Here is a 23,330-nt window from a genome sequence, read left to right on the forward strand (position 1 = left end):
GGCCCCGCCGTGTTGGAACCGGGGTTCGGGAGCCAGGCATGAGGCACGCACGACGACGGATCGTCCGGCGAGTGACACGACTGGCGGCCGTCGGCGGACTGCTGCTGGGCTCGGCGATGGTGACGCGTGCCGTCGCCGGCGAGCCGGCGGACACCGCGCCGGAAGCGTCGGTGCGGTCGGCCGTGGACCCGGGCGCCGCCATGGTGGAACGGCTCGGCACCTCCCGTACGGCGGGCAGCTGGGTCGGCGCCGACGGGCGGCCGGTGGTCGCGGTGACCGACGAGGAGGCCGCCGCCGAGGTCCGCCGGGCGGGCGTCCGGCCGAAACTGGTGTCGCACAGCATGAACGAGCTGAGGTCGGCCACGTCCACCCTGAAGGCCGCGCCCCGGGTGCCGGGGACCGCCTGGGCGATGGACTACCGGTCCAACCAGGTGGTGGTCCGGGGCGACAGCACGGTCTCGGCCGCCGACTGGTCGCGGCTGACGCGGGTGGCGGGCGGGATCGGCACCTTCGTACGGATGGAACGCTCCGAGGGCACCTTCACCACCCGGCTCAACGGGGCGCTGCCGATCCTGTCGACGGCCGGGCGCTGCTCGGCCGGGTTCAACGTCACCGACGGGCAGCGCGAGTTCATCCTCACCGCCGGGCACTGCGGGCCGAACGGCTCGGTCTGGTTCACCGACTCCCAGGGCCGGGAACAGGTCGGCCGCACGGTCGAGCAGAGTTTCCCCGGCGGCGACTTCTCGCTGGTGCAGTACGCGAGCGGGGACGCGGGGAAGGGCGCCGACGTGGTGGCCATCGGCGACGGGCAGGGTGTGCGGATCACCGGCGCGAGCGATCCGTCGGTCGGGCAGCGGGTGTTCCGCAGCGGCAGCACCAGCGGGCTGCGGGACGGCACGGTGACGGCGCTGAACGCGACGGTGAACTATCCCGAGGGCACGGTGACCGGACTGATCGAGACGAACGTGTGCGCGGAACCCGGGGACAGCGGCGGACCGTTGTTCTCCGAGGGCATCGCCCTGGGGCTGACCTCGGGCGGCAGCGGTGACTGCGTCACGGGCGGTACGACGTTCTTCCAGCCGGTGACGAAGGCCATGGCCGCGGTGGGGGTGCGGTTGATCGCGGCGGCTCCCCAGGGCGGGCAGGCCGCCGCGCCCTCGCCGCAGCCGTCGGCCACGCAGAACGCGATCGCGCCGGGCGCCGCCTCACCGGGCTCCTCGGCGCCGGTCGGCGGCGGGGTCGAGGGCTCGCAACTGCTGTCCCGGCTGGCGGATCCGCGGAACGTGGGGCCGGGGCTGCTGATCGTCGCGGGGTCACTGGTCGCGCTGGTGGCGACGCGGTTCATCCGCTCCGAGCAGGACCGCAAGGCGTATCAGCGGTACTACTCGGCTACGTGGGGATGACGGAGGAAGGAGAAAGGGCACCCGTCATATCAGGGTGCCCGTGGGGGTCTTCGAGGCTCGGCGGTCGGTCTTCGAGGCTCAGCGGTCGGTCGACGGGGAGCTTCAGGCCGCGTTCACCGGGTGGGGGGCCGCCGCGGCCCACTCCATGACCAGTCGCTGGTACTCCTCGCGCTCCTCGACGCTCAGTGTCCCGCCCGCCCGGCGCCACAGGGCCCGGATCTCCTCGTTGACCTCGTCAGCCGATCGATCGGAAACGGGTTCAACACTGGTGGACATGCTGTGAAGCATACGGCCATGAAGGTGAAGGCGCCGTGAGTAAGGACACTCAATACGGACAAACCGGACCGTGTTGCTGATCACGTCCGATCTTGGCCATACGTCAATCCCCGCACCCCCACGGATGACCTCCGTCACCCGCTCCCCCGCGACGTCCATCGGACCCACCCCCTTACCGGCCAGCAGGATCCGCAGCGGCATGACGTGACCACTCACACCCCTGCAGTGCGGACCTCCCCGTGGCACCGACCGCTCCGGCCGTGCGTGGCTCAGCCGGCCCGCCCCGGTGACCCGCCCAGTCCCGCGTCCCGGGCCCGTGCCACCGCGGCGGCCCGGTCGGAGACCTGGAGTTTGTACAGGATCGCCGACACGTGGTTGCGGACGGTCTTCTCCGCCAGGACCAGGCGCCCCGCGATCTGATGGTTGCCCAGCCCCAGCGCGACCAGGTCCAGCACCTCCCGTTCCCGCTCGGTCAGTCCGGGGAAGACCTGTGCGGCGTAGGCGCGTTGCGCGCCGGTGAAGAAGTCGACGATCCGACGGGCCACGGCCTCGCCGTACACCGCGTTGCCCGAGGCCAGGGTGAGGACCGCGCGGACGATCTCCGTGCTGCCGGCGTCCTTGAGGAGGTATCCCCGGGCTCCGGCGCGCAGCGCCCCGAACAGGGCCTCGTCGTCCTCGTGCAGGGTGAGCACCAGGACCGCGAGGCCGGGGCGTCCGGCCACCAGGGCGCGAGTGGCCGCGGTGCCGTCGAGGCCGGGCATGGCCAGGTCGGTCACGACGACGTCGGGAGCCGTGCGCTCGACCGCCGCCACCAGTTCCCCGCCGTCTGCGGCCTCGGCGACGACTTCGACGTCACCGCTCGCGCTCAGGGCGGTGGCGAGGCCGTAGCGGAACATGGGGTGATCGTCGGCGATGACCACCCGCACCCTGCCCGCACCACTCATGGTCCCCTCCTCGCCCGGTGTCCCGAGAGTGCCGGTGCAGGTCCCCTTCGCGGCGGCCGATCAGCCCGGCCTGATGAGGACGCGCGCCTCATGCCAGGGCGCGGACGGGCGGCCACCATGGCGTACCTCCCGCGATCGACCCACGACCCGGGCCGTGCGCTCGCAGGGCCCGGTGGCAGGACAGCGGGAGACCGACCCGTCCACCCGACCGTGGGAGCACCATGTCGACGACCTCGCCCCAGACCGCCGTCTCCGCGCGCATGGCGGCCGTCCTGGCCTCGATTCCGCCCGCCCTCGCCGCCGCCGTGGGGCTGCTCTGGCACACGCAGAACGCCGAACAGGTCGCCCAGCTCGCCGCCTTCGTCGCCGTCCTCATCACGGCCGGCGTGCCCTGGCTCCAGCGCTCGACCGGCGCGGACTGCCGACGCGCCACCGCTCCCGGCGGCGAGCCGACCCACCTGCCCGGTCCGCTGCCCAGGATCGTGCCGAGCACCACGACCGTCCTGCTCTCTCTGACGCTCGGGGTCGCGGCGTTCTGGCTGCTCTATCTGCTGACCACCTGGCTGGGCCTGGGGAGCATGGGCTACTGGAGCGGCGAGTACCCGGACGACCCGTCGGAGGCCTACCGCTCGGTCGCGCTGCGGGGCCTGCCGGTCCTGGTGCCGGGCGTCTTCGTCGTCGCCGTCGCCATGGCCCACCGTCTGCACTACCTGGCCCGGCCCGCCCTGCTCGTCACGAGCGTGCTGTTCACCATCACCGCCCTGGTCACCAACGCGGTGCTGGTGCACCACTGGCGCAGCGAGCCGTTGCCGGAGAACGTGTACGTGCCGCTGCTGCTCGGCGCGCTGGTCTGGTCGGTGTGTCACGCAGCCCGCAAGTACGCCGCCCGCACCCAGGAGCTGTTCGACCTCATGCAAGCGGTACGCATGGAGTTCCGGCGGACCGCGGAGGACACCGGCCGACAGGGCTGAGCGCTGCGTCGAGGCGGCTCGCCTCGTCATCGGCGCCACAGGAGGTCCAGTGCCCGGTCCGCCTGTACGAGCCGGAAAGGGCGCTCGCCGTCGGGTCCGACGGCGGCCAGGCCTCCGGTGTCCACGTTGGAGGCCCCCCGGTCGACCTCCACGGCGCTGTCCCGCAGCAGTGCGCGCACGTCAGCCGGTGACAGCCCGCGGTCGGCCTGGAGCAACAGCGCGCAGATGCCGGCCACTTGCGGCGCCGCGGCGGACGTACCGCTGAGGACGGCCCATCCGTCGCCGGGCGCCGTCCCGTCGCCCTTCGGGTACGGCTCGGCGGACAGGACCCGGTCGATCGTGGATCCGGGGGGCGCCGGCAGCAGGATGTACGTGGCGCCCGGGCGCATCCCGACCAGGCCGCACACGTCGGGCACGAAGCGGTCCCGGAAGAGGACGCTTGTGAACGCGCTCGCGTAGTCGGACGCCTGGAGGATCCCTTCCTCGTCGCGGTGGACTCCGCCGACGGCGATGACACCGGGGTGCTGGGCCGGGTAGGCGTAGTGGCCGTTGCCCGCGGCGCACACCACCACGGTGCCCGCGCGGATCGCGAGGGAGACGGCCACCGCGAGAGCCGGTTCGATGGCATCCTCGGGTGTCCGGACGTCGTACTCCAGGCTCATGCTGATGATGTCGGGCCGCTGCCGGGAAGCGGTGTTGAACGCGGCCAGCAGGTTGACGTCACTGGCCTTGACCATGGTGAAGTCGATGCCGGGGGCGACGGCGAAGGCATTCGCCGACTCGCATGTGCCGTGGCCGTGCTCGTCGGCCTCCGGGTCGGCGGTGCCGGGACCCAGCACGACGTTGCCGGTCAGCCGCCGCTCCTCGAAGTAGGGATGCCGTTCCCACCCCGTGTCCACCATGGTGAGTCGCACGCCCGTGCCGTCGATCCCCCGCTCGTGCGCGGCTCGGGCGCCCAGGAATTCGGCGACCATGTCCGTGGTCAGGTGCCAGAACTCGGGCTCGGGGACCGGGCTCGCATACCGCAGCGGGCTGGCCGGCTGTTCCAGCGCCACGCCTTCCAGGAACTCGGCCGCGGGAAGCCCTCGGGTCGAGATCAGGCCGGGGCGATCGTCCCGGGGGGTGTCCAGGAAGGTGCGGGTCGCGCGCTGTTCCACGGCGCCGGGTCGGATGACCTCCCGTTCCTGAGTGATCAAGGTGGTGCGGAAGTAGCTCTCGTACAGCTCGGGCGGACCGGCGATGTTGAGCGTCGCCGGTGCCCGGTCGAGGACGGAGAAACCGGCCTCGACGAGTGCGTTCGCGGCGCGCTCGGTCAGGGCGTCCGTTGAGGCGAAGTCCTCCGCGTTGTCCACGGTGATCTCGCCGGCGTCGAAGAGGGACGTGCCGCCCTGTGAGAGGGGTGATGCCTGCGCGTACACCAGGCGGGGCAGTTGTCCGTCGGTACTGTGGGTCATGGTCGGTACCCCCGATGGGTCAGGGCCGGGCGGCCGGTACGGCCAGTGCCAGGTGCAGCAGGCCGTCCCGGAAGACGAGCCCGGCCTCGGTGAATTCGTTCAGGACGCGTTGCACGTCGTCGGCCGGTGCGCCGAGTTCGAGCCGGGCCCGCACCCCTGCCGCTGTCACCGGCCGTTCGCAGCAGGCCAGGTAGAGGTCGGCGGCCGGCCCTTCCAGGAGGTAGGTGCCTTCGGCGCCGGGTCTTCTGCTGTCGTGGATCTGTACGTAGTGGGGCGCGTGGCGGTACTCGAGTACGGGCGGACGGGCGCCGCTCTGCCAGGCGTGCTGCCAGTCGGCGACGGCCTGGCTCAGGGGCGTGTACGCGTCGTCCGGGAGCGACCCTTCGATCTCGCAGTCGAAGAAGTAGGCGACCCGGTCGAGCTCGGTGGCCTCGGGGTAGACGTGGGCGTAGGCGGATGCCGGGCGCAGGTCCCGCAGGATCCCCTCCCGATCGGCGAACAACGGGCTGAACCGCTCCATGGTGAGACGTCCCGCGTGACCCGGCGGTGTCAGGTGCCACAGGTGCGGCAGGACGGCGGCCTGGGCGGAGCAGTCCTCGGGTGTCTCACCGGGAAACCCCCACAACAGGTTCCAGTTGACGTCGATTCCGTAATGCTGGGTCCAACGCAGGAGATTGAGGTTCTGCGCGGCTGTCACGCCCTTGCGCATGATTCCCAGCACCCGGGTATTCAGCGATTCGATTCCGGGCTGGATCTGCCGGACACCCGCCGCGGCGAGCAGTTCGATCTGTGCCCGACTCAGATTCGCCTTCACTTCGTAGAAAAGGTCGTACCGCGCGCCGCTTTCGACGAGTGCGGGAAAGAGGGTCCGGAAGTATCCCATGTCGAGGATGTTGTCGACCGCCTCGAAACGGAAACTGCGGTACGTGCGGGTCTGGTGGGCCAGTTCGTCGAGAACGCGCTGGGCCGACTTGGAACGAAAGCGCATCGTCTGCCCGTTGAGGCCGCAGAAGGTGCAGTGGTGTTTCGTCCCCCACCAGCAGCCACGGGCGGTCTCCAGCGGGAGGTAGACCGCGCGGGCCGCGGTGCGGGGCAGCAGACCGAGGTTCTCGGCGCGTCGGAAGTACTCGTCGTAGTCGGGCATGGGCAGGTCGTCGAGCCGTTCGGTGAGCTGCTGCGGTGGCCCCGTCACGACCTTTCCGTCCACCCTGCGCGCGAGTCCTGGGACCGCGCCGAGGTCGCTCCCCTCCGTCAGGGCCCTCAGCAGCTGCGGAAAGGCCTGGTCGGCCTCGCCGACGACGGCGGCGTCGACGCAGTCGACGGTGCGGACCAGCTCCGGGCCCATGGGGTCGTCGAAGTTGGCGCCGCCGAACAGGGTGAACAGATGCGGATGGCGGTCCTTGAGCCGCCGGGCCAGCGCGATGGAGGCGGCGTTCTGCTGGAATGTCGAGGTGAATCCGACGACGTGGAAGTCGTCCCAGGGATAGCTGTCGGTGAGTGCGTCGAGGTAGGCGGGTATCTCCTGGTGCCGGATGCGCAGGAGGCGGTCGCGCAGACGCCCGGCGGAGATGCCGTGCGCCGTCGCGATGTCGTCCGCGTACCGATCGAGGAACTCGTCGTCCGGGTCGGGAGCGGCCGGCCCGAAGGCCTCCAGGGAGAACAGCCAGTCGCCCACCAGGTGCAGGGGGTGGTCCGCCAGCGCACGGTAGGTCTCCGCCCCGAGGCCCGCGGCGAAGTCCAGGTTGGCGTGGAGGGTGCGGGCGGGGTGTCCTTCGTCCCGTGCGAGGGCGCTCAGCAGGCCGGCCTGGAGGGACGGGCGGCGGTCGTCCATGAACGGCATGCAGACCAGGACGACCGGCCGGGAACCACGGGCGGTCGGCATCGCCGGGGCCCTCGGCCTACGTCCACCCGTGGTCGGGCTCCGGTGGTTCCGTTTCCACCGGACGCGCCGCGAGCTCGAACACCTTGAACGCGCGCCGGGTCCGGTCGGGGTCGTCGCCGGGAATGAAGACGGTGCCGATGGGCCGCGCGGACGGCCGAGGCACCAATGATTCACCGGCCGCGTCGAAGACCAGTCGGAGCGCCCTGATCTCCTCCTCGTCAAATACGCCCACCCGTTCCAGTTTTCCCGCGAGCTGCACGATGTCCTGCCAGTGGACTTCTTCCTTTTCCATGTCTCCCCCCTCGGTCGTGCTCGGAATGCGGGGGAGTCTGGTGACGCGTCCGTCTTCCGTCAAGGGCCGCCTTTTTCCGGGGAACTGGGCTCCGCTTCGCCGGTGAGGCGGGCGCGTACCTCGGCGGCCCGGCGGTGCCCGAGCTCCTCCAGCAGCGCGGCCGACCGCCGCCATGCCGTGCTCGCCGCGTCGTGGTCCCCGGCCGCCAGGTGCAGGTCGCCCAGTGAGGAGAGGGTGTCCGCCTCGTTGTACCGGTCGCCGGTCTCCCGGTAGAGGTCGAGCGCCTGCTCGAAGCTCTCGGCGGCCTGCCGGTACTGGCGCAGACTCTGGTGGATGTGGCCGAGGCTGTCCCAGGTGTCGGCCTGGTCGAAGCGGTCGCCCGCCTCCTGGAGCAGCCGGATCGCCCGTTCGCAGTGGCCCAGGGCCTCCTGGTGGCGGCCCAGCCGGGAGCAGAACCAGCCGACGGCGTTGAGCGCCCGGGCCTGTCCGGTGCGGTGGCCGACCGCCACGAACGACTCCAGCGCTTTGCGGGCGTGGTCAAGTCCCTGTTCGTACTGTCCTTTCTCGTCCCTGAGCCAGGACAGCGTGCGGTGCGCATGCGCCTGACCGAGGAGGTCACCGAGCGCCTCGTACAGCTGGAGTGCCTGCCGCATGTGGGTGGCCACGTCCTCATAGCGGCTGAGCCGCATGTACGCATATGCCAGGCAGCCGTGAACCACCGCCTGACCGTGGGTACTCCCGGCGCGTCGGGCCGACGCCAGTGCGCGCTCGTGCGCGGCGGCGGAGTCGTGCCAGTGTCCGGCGCGGTCGAAGTACGGCTGGAGCGCCCAGGCCAGTTGCCAGGCGTGGCTGTCGAGCCCGTCCCGCGCGGCCTGCCGCTGCACCGAGAGCAGCACGGTGTGCTCGCGCAGGAACCAGGCGAACGCCTCGTCGTGCCCCGTGAAGTGCTCCGCGGTGACCGATGGCCCCAGGGGGGTGAGGGTGATGGGATCGTCACGGTGCGGGCTCAGGGACAGGCTGGCCCGGTAGGCGCTGTGCAGGTAGTGGTCGAGCAGGCGGCGCATCGCGGCCGCCCGGTCGGCCGGTGGGTCGTGGGTGAGGGCCAGTTCGCCGGCGTAGGCACGCAACAGATCGTGGCAGGCGTAGCGGGCGGTGGTGGGCTGGGACAGCAGGTGACTGGTCGTCAGTTCGGACAGCGCCGACCGGATGTCCGGCAGTGGCAGGCCGATCAGGTCCGCCACCGCGGCGGCACTGACGTCCGGGCCGGGGTGCAGTCCGAGCAGCCGGAACAGCCGGGCTGCGGGCGCGGTCAGGCGCTGGTAGGACCAGGAGAACACCTTGCGGACGTCGGTGGCCGCGTCGCCGCCGTCGAGGAGATCGAGCGCGCTGCCCGCCGTGTGCAGTTCCTTCGCCAGTGACGCGAGCGGCAGTTGGGGGCGGGTGGCGGCGCGCGCGCCCACGATGGCGAGGGCGAGCGGGAGACGTGCGCAGGACGCGATGACGTCCTCCAGCGCGGCGGGGTCCGCGGCGAGGCGGGGCCGGCCGAGTCGTCGGCCCAGGACGTCCGCCGCCTCGGTGCGGGACATCAGGCCGAGGCCGACCGGCTGGGCCCCGTCGGTGATCACCAGGCCGGTGAGCAGGTTCCGGCTGGTGATCACGGTGAAACAGTGCGCCGAGCCGGGCAGCAGCGGCCGCACCTGGTCGGTGTCCTGGGCGTTGTCGAGCACGACGAGCATGCGCCGGTTCGCCGACAGGCTGCGGTACAGGCCGATCTGCCCCTCCGGTTCGACGGGGATGCGCCGGGGCGGGACACCGAGGGCGTCCAGGAAGCCACGGATGGCCTCCGCCGGCCGCACGGCGGGACCCCCGGGGTCGAAGCCCCGCAGATTGACGTAGAGCTGGCCGTCCGGGAACCGGTCGCGGACCCGGTGGGCCCAGTGCACGGCAAGGGTGGTCTTGCCGACGCCCGCGGTGCCTCCGATCGCGGTGATCACGGCGGTGCCGCCGTCGCCGCCCGCCGTCTGCCGCGGGAGCAGGGAGTCGAGCAGGGCGAGCGCTTCCTCCCGGCCGACGAACCCGGCCACAGCATGCGGAAGTTGGGCCGGCACGACGGAACCGGACAGGGCCCTCGGGTGGTCGAGGAAATCCGTGGATCGCCCTCTCGGAGCGCCGTCGAACCCCTGGACATCACCGGACGTGCGCCCGCTCGCCCCGTCCTCCTGCCCTGGGAGTTCGCCGGCCCCGCGCCTCCTCGATCCTCCCTCGGGCGCCCCGTCCTCCCGCGGCCCACCTTCCGGCCCCCGGAAGTCGACGGACCCGCGCGTCGTACCGCCGTCCGAGCCCTGGGGATCGCCGACCTCGTGCCCCCGCACATCCCCATCCGGGGGCCGGAGTTCGCTTACCCCGGCGCCGCCAGTGCGGGCATCGAGATCCGGATCGGCGGCGAGGATCTTCGCGTGCAGGTGCCGCAAGCGCCGCCCCGGCTCGATGCCGAGCTCGTCGCGCAGCAGGCACCGGGCCCGCTGGTAGGCGGCCAGCGCCTCCGCCTGCCGCCCCGAGCGGTGCAGGGCCAGCATGAGCAGGCCGTGGAAGCCCTCCCGCAACGGGTGTTCACCCGTGAGCTGCCGTACCTCGCCCGCCAGGTCGAAGTCGTCGCCGAGCGCCAGATCGGCCTCGATCCGCTCCTCCAGCACGCTGAGCCGGCGTTCCGCGAGCCGGTCGCGCTCCGCGTCGAGCAGCGGACTGCTCAGGCCCTCGCAGAACCGGCCCTGCCACAGGCGCAGCGCGCTGTGCAGGGATGTGGCACTCGCCGCAAGATCGCCCCCGGCGCGCTCCGCGTGGGCCCGGTCGATCAGCCGGTCGAAGCGATGGACGTCCGACCGCCACGGTTCCAGACCCAGCAGATAACCGGCCTCGGTCCACCCGATCAGCCCCGACGGGGTCCGCGGCGGCCGCTCGGGCTCCAGTACCCGCCGCAGCCCGGAGACGTGCCGCTGCACCAGGTTGTGCGCCCGCGCCGGTACGGACCGTCCCCACACCGCGTCGACGAGGTGGTCCCGGCTCACCGGCCGCCCGATGCGCAGCAACAGGACGGCGAGCACCACGCGTTGCTGAGTCTGGCCCAGGTCCAGCTCGGCCTCGCCCCGCCAAGCGCGCAGCGGTCCGAGCAACTGGAACCGCAGACCGGTGAACGGCTCTCGCCCACTCATCACGGGCCCCCACCCTTCCGCCTGTTTCCCAAGCTAGCCCCGAACCGCCACCGCCCCCGGGTGCAGGGGCTTGTGCAGCGAGGGCTGCAACCCGGGCTCCCAGGATGGTGCCCCGGCCGCGACGAGGGGACCGGCCGGGAGCGAGAGCAGGACCAGGCGCTCCCGCCGCCCTGTCCCACCTCCCCTCGGCCGACCGCACCGGCTCCACCGACTCAGCTCAACCGAGCTCGACTTGACGCAGGCGAATGGGGACCCCATGACCGACCTACTGACCGCGGCCCGGGCCGAGGCGCTGTTCAGCAGCGGACTCGCCACGGGCTCCGACCTCACCCGGACCGGGATCGCCGAGGCGGTCCGGGCAGCGATCCTCCGGCACGGCGGCAGCCGGGGCTGCGCGGGACTGCTCGCCCAGGCCTACGGCGACCACCCCGAGAGCGCCGTCCCGCGAATGCGCTGGGCCCTGAGCCAGGTGAGCGTCGCCTTTCCGCGGACGCCTCCGCGCTGACCACGGGACAGCGGACCGATGAAGGCGAGCCCGCGGGTCACCATCCGCTTCGCGGTACGACGAAACACCTCGGCGCAGGAGCACATCAGGCGGGCGGTCGACGCCGAACGCACCCGGTTGCGCAATGAACTCCACGACGGCCTCGGACCGCTGCTGGCCGGAATCGGACTGTGCGCGCAAACCCTGTCGGACTCGCTGGGGGCGAGCGGAATCGAGACGGAGCGAGCGCTCCTGGACCGCATCCGCGTGGAGACATCCCACGCCGTGACGGAAGTACGGCGCCTCATCGAGGAGTTGCCCCCCGCCGCGGTCGACTCGTACGGACTCGTCGAGGCGCTGCGCCGTCACGCCCGGTTCGTACCGCCCGCGACGGCCGTGGAGATCGTGACCTCCTCGCTGCCCCTGCTGCCCCCTCGCCTGGAGGCCGCCGCGTACCGGATCGTCACCGAGGCCCTGACCAACGTCGTACGGCACGCGGGCGCCCGGCACACCCGGGTCACGCTCACCGGGCGGCGTCGGGCCCTGCTGATCAGCGTGGTCGACGACGGCCGGGGAATCGCCCGGGTCACTCCCGGCGTGGGCCTGACCTCCCTGCGGCACCGGGCCGAGGCCGCCGGCGGCCGGTTCTCCATCCGCACGGCACCCGGGAACGGCACGGAGGTACGGGTCCGGCTCCCGCTGACGCGAGCCCGCGCGGCCTGAACCGGCCGCGACCGGGACACGCGGTCCCGGTCCGCGCCGGAAACCCGCCCGCGCCGGACGGGACTCCCGCCTCTGCCCGGTCCGCGCCGGGCGCCGCACCGTGGGAGGCGTCCATCACCGGCCAGTTCCCGACAAGGAGTCATCCCATGGCCTCTGGCACCTTCCAGTCGCTTCCCGTCCCGCCGACGGCCCTCGACGGCCGTATCAGCGCCATCGTCCTGGACCCCGGCGGCAACCCGGCCGACGTCGTCGACAAGGGCACGCCGATCACCGTACGGATCGACTGGAACCTCACCGGCTTCCTCGTCCCGCTGCTCAGCGGCACCTGGAACGTCCAGGTCAAGGTCGACGAGATCGGCGGCCCGCACGACTTCGGCGAGCCGGTGGCGCCCGCCTCCGTGCCGTTCAACGGCGGCGACTACCAGCGCGACATCGTGCTGAACAGCCTGCAGGCCGGACGCACCTACGCGATCCTCGCCCAGCTGACCTACCGCAACTCCGCCGGCGCCCCCGCGCCGCTGGGGGGCTTCGTGAACGTCGGCACCGTCAACGTGCTGCTCTGAACCACCATCACCGGGGGAGTCCGCGTCCCGTCCCGCCGCTCCGGCTGGGCGGGACGCGGGCATGAGGGCACGAGGGCTCAGGTGCCCGGCTTGCGGCCGTACACGAAGACGTCGTCGCCCTTCTTCAGCAGCGACCAGTACTTCTTGGCGGTGGTCTTGGTCATGTTGACGCAGCCGCGCGAGCCGGGCGGGTTCCACATGCTGACGCCGGCCGAGTGGAAGGCCTGGCCGCCGTCGAAGAACTGGGCGTAGGGCATCGGCACGTCGTAGATGGTCGAGACGTGGTCGATGTTGCGCCAGTAGATCTTCTTCAGGCCGGTCCGGGTCTCGTCGCCGTCACGGCCGGTGCGCACCGGGACCGGGCCGTAGACGAGCCGGTCGCCGTCCTGGATCCAGCTGAGCTGGAGCGTGAGGTTCACGCAGGCGATCCGGCCCTTGTTGACCGGGCACTTGCCGTCCTTGTTGGGTTTGTTCCCGACGGCCTTCTGCTTGTTCATGAGGTCCATGACGCCCCAGGTCACGGGACCGGCGTAGCCGGCGTTCGGGGTGATCCCGTGCTTGGTCTGGAAGGCCTGGATGGCCTTGCAGTCGGAGCTGGACTGCTTGCCGTCGACCGGCAGCCCGAGGAATTTCTCCACCTTCGCCTGATACGGCCCGGTCTGCGTCGTACAGCTCGCGGCCTGCGCCGGCGCGGCCCCGAGCGCGACGGTGAGCGGCGCCGTCAGCGCGGTGATCCCGAGGATGACGGCTCCTCGTCTGCGGATGTCCCCCATGGTCGGCCCTTCCCTCTGCCCATGTGTCCGATCTCTGCCTCCTAGACGGGCATGCGGGGAGAGAGGTTGTAGAGCTGACCGGGCTGTGACGAAACAGAGAACTTCGGGCCGTCCTCGCGGGCTGGTCGCTCACTCCCGCATGAGCCCGAAACCGGTGTTGACCTCCGTGAGACCGCCGTCCACGACGAGGGTCGTGCCCGTGATCCAGGACGCGTCGCGGGAGGCGAGGAAGGCGACCGCGGCGGCGATGTCCTCCGGTTCACCGACCCGGCCGAGGGGATACACCTCGCGGAAGGCCTCCAGCTCTGCTTCCCGGCCCGCCCAGGCCGTGGTGCGTACCGTGCCGGGGGCGACCAGGTTGACGCGGACCCCTCGGGGCGCCGCGTGGCCGGCGAGGGTGCGGGTCAGGGAGGCGAGTCCCGCCTTGGCGGCGCTGTAGGCGTGGTTGCCGAAGCTCTGGATGCCGTTGACCGAGCCGATGGAGACGATCGCGCCCCGGCCGGAGGCCACCAGGTGGGGCAGGGCGGCGCGGCAGCAGCGGTAGGCGCCGGTCAGGGTGAGGTCGAGGTCACGGGCCCATACGTCGTCGGCCTCGTCCTCGAAGAGGGGCTGGTCGGGGGTGCAGCCGTAGGCGTTGTTCACCAGGACGTCGAGCGAGCCGAAGGCCGTCACGGCGTGCGCCACGGCCGACTCCACGGAGGCGCGGTCGCCCACGTCACAGGCGTACGGCTCCGCGGCCAGCCCCTGATCCCGCAGCGCCGCCGCCGTACGCGCCGCCGCCTCCTCGTCCACGTCCGTCACCAGCACCCGCGCGCCCTCCGCGGCGAACCTGCGGGCGGTGGCCGCGCCGATGCCGCGGGCCGCGCCGGTGACGAGAACTCCGTAGCCCTCGAAGCGTGTTGTGTCGGTCATGGGGCAGCACGGTAGTGCCGTCGAGATCAACTCGGCAGATAGCGTGCACCCATGTCTGCGTTCCTCCAGCAACTCCCGGCCCTGCTGGGCGTCGTGATCGGCGCCCTCGGCTCGTATCTCGCGCTCGTCCGCAGCGACCAGGCCCGGTTCCGGCGGGAGGAGGCGGCACGGTGGGAGGAGCGGCGGCTGGCGGTGTACTCCGAGTACGCGCGGTCGGTGAAGAAGACGGTCACCGTGGCGTACCGGGTCGCCGCCGAGCAGGGCAGCGGCACGCACCCGGACCCGCTCTCCCTCGACGAGGCCAAGCCGCTGCTGGCCGAGGCGAACGACGGACGCGACCCCTCGGGCGAGGCGCTGCTCATGCTGGGCAGCGTCGAGGTGGTGGACAAGGCACGGGCCTGGGTCGTGACGGTGATGGAGATGGAGCGGTTCGTACGCGAGGGCCGGCCGGACCCGGAGGTCTGGCAGGCCCTCCTGGCGCGGCAGCGCGCCGGACGTGAGGGCTACTACACGGCCGTGCGCGAGGACCTGGGCCTGCCGCCCGGCCACTCGGCGCGCTGGCGGCTACCGGTGACGCAACCGGTGCCTGATCAGCGGTAACCGGTGGTGTCGGCGGGCTTGCCGGCGTCCTGGACCTCGACCAGGTACCGCCAGGCGTCCGGACGGCTGCCGTCGAGGTCGGTGAAGCCGTACTCCTGGGCCAGGGCGCCGCTGGACAGGGAGCCGCCGTTGAAGCGGGCCACGTCGGGGTCGGCGGCCAGGGCGGCGACGGCGCGCCCGACGTAGCGAGGGGTCTCCGAGATCGCAAAGTGCGGGACCTTGTCGAGGGCGTCGCGCCAGTTGTCCTCGCGCACCCCGTAGGTGTCGAGCATCATCTCCGAGCGGAGCCAACCCGGCGTGAGGGCGAGGGCGGTCGCGCCGCGCGGGCCGAGTTCATGGCCGAGGGAGAAGGCCATGCGCAGGACGGACGCCTTGGCGAGGTCGTAGAAGAAGGAGGCCCGGTAGCGGGTGCGGTTGTAGTCGTCGGTGCCGTCGGTCATCTCCACGACCAGCCCGCCCGGGTGGCGCAGGAGCAGGGGCAGGGCGTAGTGACTGGTGATCGCGTGCGTCTCGACGGCCAGGCGCAGCAGCCTCAGCCCCTTGTCGAGGTCGTGCTCCCAGACCGGGGTGTCCCAGCCGAAGAGCTTCTCGCCGCCCCACACGTCGTTGACGAGCACGTCGAGGCGGCCCTGCTCGTCGGCGACACGCTCCACCAGCGCGCGCACCTGGTCGGGTTCCAGATGGTCGGTGGGCACGGCGATCCCCTGGCCGCCCGCCTCCGTGACGAGCTCGGCGGTGTCCTCGATGGTCTCCGGGCGGTCGTACTCCGAACGGCGCTCGCGGGTGGTGCGACCGGTGACGTAGACGGTGGCACCGGCGGCGCCGAGCTCCACGGCGATCCCCCGGCCGGCTCCGCGGGTGGCGCCGGCGACGAGGGCGACCTTGTCCTTCAAGGGCTGTGACGACATGTGCGGCCTTTCGTGAGGTGGCTTTCCGGTACCACCTTCTCGGCTAAGCCGGACACCTTCTGTCGGGATTCGGCGGGGAGGGGAAGACCGTCCGGAGGAGACCCGGGCCTGGTTCGGCTCCTGGTGGGAGCTGTACGGGCGGGAGCGCTGAAACCAGGCCGGGCGGGAGGCTCGTTCAGTGGCCCCGGGCGATCCACTCCTCCAGGTGCGGCGCCTCCGCGCCGATGGTCGTGGCGTCGCCGTGGCCCGTGAGGACCTTCGTCTCCGGTGGGAGGGTGAGCAGGCGGTCGCGGATGGAGTCGATGATCGTCGGGAAGTGGGAGAAGGAGCGGCCGGTGGCGCCGGGGCCGCCCTTGAAGAGGGTGTCGCCGGTGAAGACGGCGCCCAGTCCGGGGTCGTACAGGCAGACCGCTCCGGGCGCGTGGCCGGGCGTGTGCAGGACCCTGAGATCGGCGCCGGCGGCCTCGATGACCTGGCCGTCCAGGAGGTGGGCGTCCGGGTCTCGGTCGGGGTGGGTCTGCTTCCACAGCGCGAGGTCGTCGGGATGCAGCCAGATGGTGGCACCGGTGCGCTCGGCGAGGGCGGGCGCGGCGTCGATGTGGTCGTTGTGGGCGTGGGTGCACACGATGGCCGTCAGGCGGCGGTCGCCTACGGCCTCGGCGATGGCGTCCGCGTCGTGGGCGGCGTCGATGACGACGACCTCGTGGTCGTCGCCGACGAGCCACACGTTGTTGTCGACGTCCCAGGTGCCGCCGTCGAGGCTGAACTGCCCCGAGGTGACGAGTCGTTCGATGCGCGCGGCCATCACAGCACCACCACCGAACGCAGCACGTCACCCTGGTGCATCCGCTCGAACGCCTTCTCCACCTCGTCCAGCGCGATCGTCTCGGTCACGAACGCCTCCAGGTCCAGGCGACCTTGCAGATGCAGGTCGATCAGCATCGGGAAGTCTCGGGAGGGCAGACAGTCCCCGTACCAGGACGACTTGAGCGCGCCGCCGCGGCCGAAGACGTCCAGCAGCGGCAGTTCCAGCTTCATCTCGGGGGTCGGGACGCCGACCAGGACGACCGTTCCGGCCAAGTCGCGGGCGTAGAAGGCCTGTTCGTACGTCTCCGGGCGGCCGACCGCCTCGATGACGACGTCCGCCCCGAAGCCGCCCGTCAGCTCGCGGATCGCCTCGACGGCGTCCGCCGTACGGGAGTTCACGGTGTGGGTGGCGCCCATGGCGCGGGCCTTGTCCAGCTTGCGGTCGTCGATGTCGACAGCGATGATCTTCGCGGCGCCCGCCAGCCGAGAGCCGGCCACCGCCGCGTCGCCGACGCCACCGCAGCCGATGACCGCGACCGTGTCGCCCCGGCCCACGTTCCCGGTGTTGATCGCGGCGCCGATACCGGCCATCACCCCGCACCCCAGCAACCCGGCGACCTGCGCCGAGACGGCCGGGTCGACCTTGGTGCACTGCCCGGCCGCGACCAGCGTCTTCTCCGCGAAGGCGCCGATGCCGAGAGCGGGCGACAACTCGGTGCCGTCCGTCAGGGTCATCTTCTGCCGCGCGTTGTGGGTGTTGAAGCAGTACCAGGGCCGCCCCCGCAGACAGGCACGGCACTGGCCGCACACCGCACGCCAGTTGAGGATGACGAAGTCGCCGGGGGCGACGTCGGTGACGCCGTCGCCGACCGACTCGACGACACCGGCCGCCTCGTGACCGAGCAGGAACGGGAAGTCGTCGTTGATTCCGCCCTGCTTGTAGTGCAGATCGGTGTGGCAGACACCGCAGGCCTGGATGCGGACGACGGCCTCGCCCGGCCCCGGGTCGGGCACGACGATCGTCTCCACCCGGACCGGTTGGTCCTTGCCCGGTGCGATCACGCCGCGTACCTGCTGCGCCATGGTGCTGACCCCTCTTCCTAGGCCGGTGTACGTCTTCTCGACCCTACGCGGGACTGATCGGAAACGGCAGCCGACGCGGAAAGCGGTTCAGGCCCTCAGCACCTGCTCCAGCGAGGTGGCGGGGCGGCCGGTCAGCTCCTCGATCGCGCTGGTCACCCCGGCCAGGGAGCCGTCGGCGATGGCGGTGTAGGTGGAGACCCAGGCGTCGAGCTGCCAGTCGGGCGCGCCGTAGCCCTTGCGGGAGGCGTAGGCCTCCTCGACCGTCTCCGGGAGGTACGAGACGGTGCGTCCGGTGACGGCGGCGATGGTGGCCGCGATGTCGATGAGGCCGAGCGCCTCCGGGCCGGTCAGTTCGTAGGTGCGCCCGGCGTGCTCGGCCGGGTCGCGCAGGACCGCGACGGCGGCATCGGCGATGTCGTCCTGGGCGACCACGGCGGCCCGCCCGGCGCCCGCGGGGCCGCGGATGACGCCGTCCTCCCCGACCAGGGCGGGCATGAAGTCCGCGTACAGGTTGTCCCGCAGGAAGGTGAACGGCACGCCGCTGGCACGCAGATGCTGTTCGGTGTGCCAGTGGTCGCGGGCCAGGGTGAAGGTCGCGTCGGGGGCGGCGCCGTAGAAGGAGATGTACACCAGGTGCGCGACCCCGGCCGCGGCGGCAGCGTCGATGAAGGCGCGGTGGTGCTCGACGCGGTCGGGGGTCTCCGAGGCGGAGACCATCAGGACGCGGTCGGTGGGGCGCAGGGCGCGGACGACGGCGTCGTGGTCGTCGTAGGCGCCGGACACGGCGGTGGCGCGCGGCAGTTCGGGGGCTCTGGACGGGGTGCGGACCAGGAGGGTCTGGGGGATTCCGGCGGCGGCCAGTCGGCGGGCGATACGTCCGCCCAGGCGTCCGGAGGCGCCGGTGACGGCGTAGGTGGGCTCGGCCATGGCGGGCTCCTTGCTGGGGTGCGGGGGTCGGCTGTCGATCCGTATCAGACGTGTGTGCGGTCGTCGGGGGTGACACGCGCTAGCGCAACGGCCCCGCGCGGGGCGCCCGGGGGCCGTGGCGCGGGGCGGCCCCCGGGCTGAGTTCCAGCAGGCGGACCACGCGGTAGCGGTGCGGGCGCAACGGCTCGTAGAACGCCTCGATCTCGTGCTCCGCCAGGGGCCGCCCCAGGAGCGCCACGCCCGTCATCGTGCCGAGGTGGTAGTCGCCCAGGGGCAGCGCGTCCGCGTCACCCAGGGCCCGGTGGCCGACCTGGGCGGCGGTCCAGACGCCGACGCCGGGCAGCTTCGCCAGGACGTCGTACGCCCGTTCGGGATCGCCGGCGCAGCGGTCGAGCCATACGGCATGGCGGGCCGCCTCGACGAGGGTGGCGGAGCGGTGCAGGTCCACGCCCGCCCGGCGCCACTCCCAGCTGGGGACGGTCCGCCAGATCTCCGGGGGCGGGGGTACCCGCATGCCGTCGGGGGCGGGGCCGGGCGGCGGCTCCCCGTACTTGTGGACCAGGCGGGCGAAGGAGGCGGCGGCGTCCAGGCCGACGACCCGCTGTTCGAGGACCGCGGGCACAAGGGCCTCGAACAGCCGTCCGGTGCAGGGGATCCGCAGGCCGGGCAGGCGGCGCACGGCCCCGCGCAGCACGGGGTGCGCGGGCCGGAACAGTTCAGGCCGGTCGCCCTCGCCGAGTTCACGCCGGACGGAGTCGGCGAGCTCGGCCGCGCCGGGTCCCCAGACGTCGACGCCGAGGTCGTCCAGGCGGTGCTGGCGGATGCGGTAGGTGACCGCTCCGGAGGCGGTGCGCGCGACGCGCCACACGGTGCCGTCGGCTTCGACCCGGTGCGTGGGGTCGTAGGAGCCGCGGCGCAGACTGGACAGGGTCAGCCGCGCGTCCACGGGAAAACCGGGCCGCCAGCGCACGGACCGGTCCGGAGGCTGCCGCATGCCTCCCACCCTCCCGGAAACACCGAGGGGCCGCCCGGCGGTCCGGGCGGCCCCTCGGTGCGGGGGGACGGCGGGTCAGTACTCGATGCCGGGGAGCAGACCCGTCACCGGGGCGACCATGTCGGTGACCTGGTGCAGCTGGTTCAGCTCGTGCACCCGGTTGAGCTCGTTCAGCTGCGCCGAAGGCTTCGGCATGGCCGCCTTGTGCGCTTCCGGGATGTCGCTCACGGTCAGCGAGTCGAGCATGCGGATCGGGCTGAGGTTCGCGCCGGGGGCGGCCTCCGCCTCGGCCGCGCTCGCCAGCGGCGCGGCGAGGCCGGTGACCGAGGCGGCCAGACCGACGGCGGCGACGATACGTCGAGTTGAGATCATGTTTGGAGCAACGCCGACGGGCCCCCGCCGGACACGGCCGCCGGGCCCGGCTCACCCGTCAGGCGGACCGCCGCACCGCGCTTGCCGCGCCCGCGAGAACGCCTGACCCGCGCCCGCAAGCCCGCCCCCGACCACACCCGCAGCCTCGCCTCCCCCGCGCCCGCGAGAACGCCCCGGCACACCCGCAAGATCGCCGCAGCCGCGCCGGGAGATCGCCCCCGGCCACATCTGCAGCCTCGCCTCCGCCGCGCCGCGAGCCCCCGTCGACACCCGCAAGATCGCCTCAGTCTCGCCCGCGAGAACGCCTCCAGCCACGCCCTCGGCCTCGCCTCCCCCGCGCCCGCAAGCCCGCCCCCGGCCACACCCGCGGCATTGCCTCCCCCGCGCCCGCGAGATCGCCTCAACGCGCGCCCGTAGAGCCGCCCCGGTCGCGCCCGTAAAGCCGCCCCGCCCGCTGCCGCGAGACCGTCCCCGCCCCGCCCCCAAGGTCGCGCCCGCTGCGCTTGCCGAGGCCGCCGGGGCGGAGGAGCCTCTTAGGTGAGGCCGGCGCGGCACGCTCCCCCGAGGCCGCGGGCCTTCGAGGAGGCAACCATGGGCAGCGCGGCACACCCCGGCTTCGACACCGAAGCCTTGCGCCGGGGCATCGAGGGAGACACGGCGACGACGCTCCTGTCGCTCTACGCGGACGACGCCGAACTGCGCGTCGTGGACCGCAACACCCAGCCCAGCAGTCCCCGGGTCCTGCACGGCCGTGACGAGATCAGCGAGTTGCTGGAGGACGTCTACAGCCGCGACATGACCCACAAACTGGAGCGCTGTGTCGTCGAGGGCGACACCGTCGCCTTCACCGAGTCCTGCCGGTACTCCGACGGGGTACGGGTGCTCGCCGAGTCGATGGCGTCCGTGAAGGACGGCAAGATCGTCGAGCAGACGATGATCCAGGCCTGGGACGAGTAGACGAGTAAAGGAGTCCGTTAGGGTGGGGGCGGGCCGTGACTGGCGCTGAGGTGGAGCACCACCGGGGAGCGGCCTACGCAGAGTCGATGCCGTGCGCCTGGGCGAACCGGAACCAGCCCAGGAGTGGATCATGTCTCAGGCACGGCTCATGGACGGCACGTCCCTCGCCCGCACGATCGTGACGGAGACCGCCGAGCGGGCGGCCCAGCTCACCGAACGCACCGGCACCGCGCCCTGTCTGGCGACGGTGCTGGTCGGCGAGGACCCGGCCTCGGTCACCTACGTCCGGATGAAGCAGAACCGCTGCCGCACGGCCGGCATCGCGTCCCGGCACGTGGCGCTGCCCGCGACCACCACCACCGAGGAACTCGTCGCCGAGCTGCGGAAGCTGTCGGACGACCCCGGCGTGCACGGCATCCTGCTCCAGCACCCGATGGGCGCGCACGTCGACGAGCGGGCCGCGTTCGAGGCGATAGCGCCGGAGAAGGACGTGGACGGCGTCACCTTCGCCTCCTTCGCCACGATGAGCTTCGGCCTGCCGGGCTTCGTGTCCTGCACGCCCGGCGGCATCATGCGGCTGCTGGACGCCTACGACGTCGATCCGTCCGGCAAGCGCGCGGTGGTCGTCGGCCGCAGCGCGATCCTCGGCAAGCCGGCCGGCATGCTGCTGCTCGCCCGGGACGCGACGGTGACGTACTGCCACTCCCGTACGGCGGACCTGTCGGCGGCGGTCCGGGAGGCGGACATCGTGGTCGCCGCCGTGGGGCGGCCCCGGCTGATCCGGGGTCAGGACATCAAGCCCGGCGCGGTCGTCGTCGACGCCGGGTACAACGAGGGGAACGTCGGTGACGTCGACTTCGACTCCGCCGTCGAGCGGGCCTCCCTGATCACCCCGGTGCCGGGCGGTGTGGGTCCGATGACGATCGCCGTCCTGCTGGAGCAGACGGTGACCGCCGCCGCCCGGCAGCTCGGGGTGTGATCAGCGCGTCCAGGCGCGGTACGACATCACGTCACCGGCCCTGACGTCGTACTCGGGCTCCGCCTCGGCGAAGGTGCTCTCGAGCCCGAGGACGGCGCCGGTGGCCGGGTCCAGGATCAGCATGTGGCGGATGCCGGAACCGTCGTACACGTACGCCTGTCCGACCCGCCCGAGCCGGTCGGTGACCCGGCCCACCGGCCTGAGCCCGTCGGCGTCCGCCAGCAGGCGGGTGAGCGCCGCCGACTCCCGGGCGCCGAGCGTCCAGGTGTCCAGCAGCACCCCGACGGCGTCGAGGAGTTGGCCGGTGTCGAGCTCGTTTCCGGTGTACGCGGCCTCCTGGAGGTAGGAGCGCAGGCGGGCGGGGTCGGCGGGCGGCGGTGACTGCGGAGGGGCGTCGCTCCAACTGGGCGGGTAGGTCTGCCTGCTGAGGACGTGGCCGTCGTCGACGAGTTGCCCGTCGTCGGTCAGGACGGGTCGGCCGGGGTGCCCGGGGTCGGTCGCCACGACGAGTTCCGTGTGACTGCCGTCGGCCCGCCACCGCACGAGACGCTCCTCGGGGAGCGTGACCGGCGGCTCGTCCTCGCTCATCCCCAGGCTCCACGACCGCACATGCGTGCCCTTGCGGAGCTTCGGCACACCGTCGGCCGCCGATGCCTGCGCCCTTTCGGCCAGGGTGCGCAGGGTTACGGGGGTGGCGTCGGCCCGCACGACGAGCGGGTGAGGTGCGGCAAGGGCCGGGGTGGTGGTGCGGTCGGAGAACAGCAGCGCCGACACGAGCGCCGCGACCAGCGCCGTGGCCGTCAGCGCCCAGAGCAGGCGGGGGCGGCGGGAGGCGCGGGCGTTCAGCAGCCGGTTCAGGTGCCGTTCGGCGGTGTGGTCCAGGGGGCCGTCGCCGAAGTGGGGGCCGTCGGTCGGGACCGGGTTGGCGCCGCGGAGGAGGTCGAGTTCGTCAGCCATGGCCGTGCTCCTTGGCGGGGGTCGTGGGGCCGATGCGGTCGATCTCGGCTCTGAGCCGACGCCGGGCCCGGTGCAGGCGCATGGCCGCGGCGCGGGTGCCGCAGCCGAGGGCGACGGCCACTTCGTCGATGCCGAGCTCCTCCCAGGCCGTCAGCCGCAGCACCTCCTGGTCGGCCGGGGAGAGCCGGCCGAGGGCGTCATGCACCCAGGCGCCGGGGGCCTCCGCGTCGGGGCCCTCCGCCATGTGCCGGCCGTGGGCCGCGTCGTCGTTGCCCATCCGGCGCACCAGTCGCCGCCGGCGCCCCTGGCCGCGTACCGCGTTCGCCAGGCAGTTGCGTGCCACGCCGTACAACCAGGGCAGCGGGGTCGCGGGCAGGTCGGCACGGCGCCGCCAGGCCACCGTGAACACCTCCGCCACCACTTCCTCGACGTCGTCCGGGCGCCCGTCGAGGCGCCGCGCGACATAGCGGCTGACCGCCCAGTAGTGCTCGCGATAGGCAGCGGCGAAGATCTCGTCGTTGCTCATGTCCCGTTCGTGTCCGGCACCCCCGGGATCGTCACACCCGGGTTCGGTGATTCTTGTCGCGTCCCTGAAGTGTGACGTGCGCCGGGGGCGCGGACACAGGCGGGTCGTGAGAGACCAAGTCGTGAAAGACCGAAACGTCAGCAGTATCAAGTGGCTGACGACCACTGACCACAAGACGATCGGAACGCTCTATCTGATCACCTCGTTCGCGTTCTTCTGCGTCGGTGGCGTCATGGCGTTGTTCATGCGCGCCGAGCTGGCCCGACCTGGTCTGCAGATCATGTCGAACGAGCAGTTCAACCAGGCGTTCACGATGCACGGCACGATCATGCTG

At 72.3% G+C, this 23,330-nt stretch carries 25 protein-coding genes and 1 riboswitch; of the genes, 9 read left to right on the forward strand and 16 right to left on the reverse strand.

Annotation, left to right across the window (positions count from 1 at the left end):
- Positions 1 to 38: 38 nt before the first annotated feature.
- The gene (locus ACWDRW_RS29380; RefSeq protein ID WP_451727900.1) at positions 39 to 1,403 is read left to right on the forward strand and encodes a S1 family peptidase; all 1,365 of its coding nucleotides are present in this window, start codon (positions 39 to 41) and stop codon (positions 1,401 to 1,403) included.
- A gap of 102 nt (positions 1,404 to 1,505) precedes the next feature.
- Here the strand turns inward: ACWDRW_RS29380 and ACWDRW_RS29385 are convergent, their stop codons facing one another.
- Positions 1,506 to 1,691, reverse strand: a complete 186-nt coding sequence (locus tag ACWDRW_RS29385; protein ID WP_451727903.1) for a hypothetical protein — start codon at positions 1,689 to 1,691, stop codon at positions 1,506 to 1,508.
- Between the two features lie 257 nt (positions 1,692 to 1,948).
- Positions 1,949 to 2,623, reverse strand: coding sequence for a response regulator (locus ACWDRW_RS29390; RefSeq protein ID WP_451727906.1), 675 nt, complete (start codon positions 2,621 to 2,623; stop codon positions 1,949 to 1,951).
- A 221-nt stretch (positions 2,624 to 2,844) separates the two neighbouring features.
- On the opposite strand from ACWDRW_RS29390, the gene ACWDRW_RS29395 reads away from it, so the two are divergent.
- On the forward strand, positions 2,845 to 3,594 hold the full coding sequence (locus ACWDRW_RS29395) for a hypothetical protein (protein WP_451727909.1): 750 nt from the start codon (positions 2,845 to 2,847) through the stop codon (positions 3,592 to 3,594).
- A gap of 26 nt (positions 3,595 to 3,620) precedes the next feature.
- On the opposite strand, the gene ACWDRW_RS29400 is transcribed toward ACWDRW_RS29395, so the two are convergent.
- Genes ACWDRW_RS29400 through ACWDRW_RS29415 form a run of 4 tightly spaced genes read right to left on the reverse strand, consistent with a single transcriptional unit; the run spans position 3,621 to position 10,431 of the window.
- Positions 3,621 to 5,048, reverse strand: coding sequence for a S8 family serine peptidase (locus ACWDRW_RS29400; protein ID WP_451727912.1), 1,428 nt, complete (start codon positions 5,046 to 5,048; stop codon positions 3,621 to 3,623).
- A gap of 19 nt (positions 5,049 to 5,067) precedes the next feature.
- Positions 5,068 to 6,930 (reverse strand): RiPP maturation radical SAM C-methyltransferase, encoded by a 1,863-nt coding sequence (locus ACWDRW_RS29405; protein ID WP_451727915.1) that lies wholly within the window; start codon positions 6,928 to 6,930, stop codon positions 5,068 to 5,070.
- 16 nt (positions 6,931 to 6,946) lie between these two features.
- Positions 6,947 to 7,222 carry a hypothetical protein gene (locus tag ACWDRW_RS29410; RefSeq protein WP_451727918.1) on the reverse strand — a complete coding sequence of 92 codons (276 nt, stop codon included), beginning with the start codon at positions 7,220 to 7,222 and terminating at the stop codon, positions 6,947 to 6,949.
- A gap of 59 nt (positions 7,223 to 7,281) precedes the next feature.
- Positions 7,282 to 10,431: an AfsR/SARP family transcriptional regulator gene (locus ACWDRW_RS29415; RefSeq protein WP_451727920.1), complete on the reverse strand. Its 3,150-nt coding sequence runs from the start codon at positions 10,429 to 10,431 to the stop codon at positions 7,282 to 7,284.
- Positions 10,432 to 10,687: 256 nt separating this feature from the next.
- Here ACWDRW_RS29415 and ACWDRW_RS29420 point away from each other — a divergent pair, with 256 nt between their 5' ends.
- From ACWDRW_RS29420 to ACWDRW_RS29430, 3 genes are all read left to right on the forward strand, one after another.
- Positions 10,688 to 10,936, forward strand: coding sequence for a hypothetical protein (locus ACWDRW_RS29420; protein WP_451727923.1), 249 nt, complete (start codon positions 10,688 to 10,690; stop codon positions 10,934 to 10,936).
- An 18-nt stretch (positions 10,937 to 10,954) separates the two neighbouring features.
- Entirely contained in the window at positions 10,955 to 11,638 is a 684-nt protein-coding gene (locus tag ACWDRW_RS29425) for a sensor histidine kinase (RefSeq protein WP_451727926.1), read from the forward strand.
- 146 nt (positions 11,639 to 11,784) lie between these two features.
- A complete protein-coding gene (locus ACWDRW_RS29430; RefSeq protein WP_451727929.1) occupies positions 11,785 to 12,201 on the forward strand; it encodes a hypothetical protein in 417 nt (138 codons plus the stop codon).
- Between the two features lie 77 nt (positions 12,202 to 12,278).
- On the opposite strand, the gene ACWDRW_RS29435 is transcribed toward ACWDRW_RS29430, so the two are convergent.
- Together ACWDRW_RS29435 and ACWDRW_RS29440 are read right to left on the reverse strand one after the other, a co-directional pair.
- Positions 12,279 to 12,974, reverse strand: coding sequence for a L,D-transpeptidase family protein (locus tag ACWDRW_RS29435; protein WP_451727932.1), 696 nt, complete (start codon positions 12,972 to 12,974; stop codon positions 12,279 to 12,281).
- A 129-nt stretch (positions 12,975 to 13,103) separates the two neighbouring features.
- Positions 13,104 to 13,886, reverse strand: coding sequence for an SDR family NAD(P)-dependent oxidoreductase (locus ACWDRW_RS29440; RefSeq protein WP_451727935.1), 783 nt, complete (start codon positions 13,884 to 13,886; stop codon positions 13,104 to 13,106).
- A 51-nt stretch (positions 13,887 to 13,937) separates the two neighbouring features.
- Here ACWDRW_RS29440 and ACWDRW_RS29445 point away from each other — a divergent pair, with 51 nt between their 5' ends.
- On the forward strand, positions 13,938 to 14,486 hold the full coding sequence (locus ACWDRW_RS29445; protein ID WP_451727938.1) for a hypothetical protein: 549 nt from the start codon (positions 13,938 to 13,940) through the stop codon (positions 14,484 to 14,486).
- Here the strand turns inward: ACWDRW_RS29445 and ACWDRW_RS29450 are convergent.
- The 6 genes from ACWDRW_RS29450 to ACWDRW_RS29475 form a co-directional block, all read right to left on the reverse strand.
- Positions 14,477 to 15,394, reverse strand: coding sequence for an SDR family oxidoreductase (locus tag ACWDRW_RS29450; protein WP_451727941.1), 918 nt, complete (start codon positions 15,392 to 15,394; stop codon positions 14,477 to 14,479). The two genes, ACWDRW_RS29445 and ACWDRW_RS29450, sit on opposite strands and share 10 nt — an antisense overlap.
- 175 nt (positions 15,395 to 15,569) lie before the next feature.
- Positions 15,570 to 16,199, reverse strand: a complete 630-nt coding sequence (locus ACWDRW_RS29455; protein ID WP_451727942.1) for an MBL fold metallo-hydrolase — start codon at positions 16,197 to 16,199, stop codon at positions 15,570 to 15,572.
- A complete protein-coding gene (locus tag ACWDRW_RS29460; RefSeq protein WP_451727945.1) occupies positions 16,199 to 17,284 on the reverse strand; it encodes an S-(hydroxymethyl)mycothiol dehydrogenase in 1,086 nt (361 codons plus the stop codon). The genes ACWDRW_RS29455 and ACWDRW_RS29460 overlap by 1 nt, the downstream gene beginning before the upstream one ends.
- 87 nt (positions 17,285 to 17,371) lie before the next feature.
- A complete protein-coding gene (locus tag ACWDRW_RS29465; protein WP_451727947.1) occupies positions 17,372 to 18,211 on the reverse strand; it encodes an SDR family oxidoreductase in 840 nt (279 codons plus the stop codon).
- A 79-nt stretch (positions 18,212 to 18,290) separates the two neighbouring features.
- Positions 18,291 to 19,205 (reverse strand): DNA-3-methyladenine glycosylase family protein, encoded by a 915-nt coding sequence (locus ACWDRW_RS29470; protein WP_451727950.1) that lies wholly within the window; start codon positions 19,203 to 19,205, stop codon positions 18,291 to 18,293.
- A gap of 75 nt (positions 19,206 to 19,280) precedes the next feature.
- Complete coding sequence (locus tag ACWDRW_RS29475) at positions 19,281 to 19,577, reverse strand: hypothetical protein (RefSeq protein ID WP_451727952.1); 297 nt, start codon at positions 19,575 to 19,577, stop codon at positions 19,281 to 19,283.
- A 591-nt stretch (positions 19,578 to 20,168) separates the two neighbouring features.
- Here ACWDRW_RS29475 and ACWDRW_RS29480 point away from each other — a divergent pair.
- Entirely contained in the window at positions 20,169 to 20,534 is a 366-nt protein-coding gene (locus tag ACWDRW_RS29480; protein WP_451727955.1) for a nuclear transport factor 2 family protein, read from the forward strand.
- A 25-nt stretch (positions 20,535 to 20,559) separates the two neighbouring features.
- A riboswitch (ZMP/ZTP riboswitch) is annotated at positions 20,560 to 20,644 on the forward strand.
- Between the two features lie 20 nt (positions 20,645 to 20,664).
- Positions 20,665 to 21,513 (forward strand): bifunctional 5,10-methylenetetrahydrofolate dehydrogenase/5,10-methenyltetrahydrofolate cyclohydrolase, encoded by an 849-nt coding sequence (locus tag ACWDRW_RS29485; RefSeq protein WP_451727957.1) that lies wholly within the window; start codon positions 20,665 to 20,667, stop codon positions 21,511 to 21,513.
- Here the strand turns inward: ACWDRW_RS29485 and ACWDRW_RS29490 are convergent, their stop codons facing one another.
- Both ACWDRW_RS29490 and ACWDRW_RS29495 read right to left on the reverse strand, forming a co-directional pair.
- Positions 21,514 to 22,470 carry a CU044_5270 family protein gene (locus ACWDRW_RS29490; protein ID WP_451727959.1) on the reverse strand — a complete coding sequence of 319 codons (957 nt, stop codon included), beginning with the start codon at positions 22,468 to 22,470 and terminating at the stop codon, positions 21,514 to 21,516. It lies immediately after the preceding gene.
- On the reverse strand, positions 22,463 to 22,996 hold the full coding sequence (locus ACWDRW_RS29495; RefSeq protein ID WP_451727961.1) for an RNA polymerase sigma factor: 534 nt from the start codon (positions 22,994 to 22,996) through the stop codon (positions 22,463 to 22,465). The genes ACWDRW_RS29490 and ACWDRW_RS29495 overlap by 8 nt, the downstream gene beginning before the upstream one ends.
- A gap of 106 nt (positions 22,997 to 23,102) precedes the next feature.
- Here ACWDRW_RS29495 and ACWDRW_RS29500 point away from each other — a divergent pair.
- Positions 23,103 to 23,330: cbb3-type cytochrome c oxidase subunit I (locus ACWDRW_RS29500; RefSeq protein ID WP_451727964.1), on the forward strand; the 228-nt coding region annotated here is incomplete at its 3' end.

The organism is Streptomyces sp. NPDC003635, from assembly GCF_053587635.1.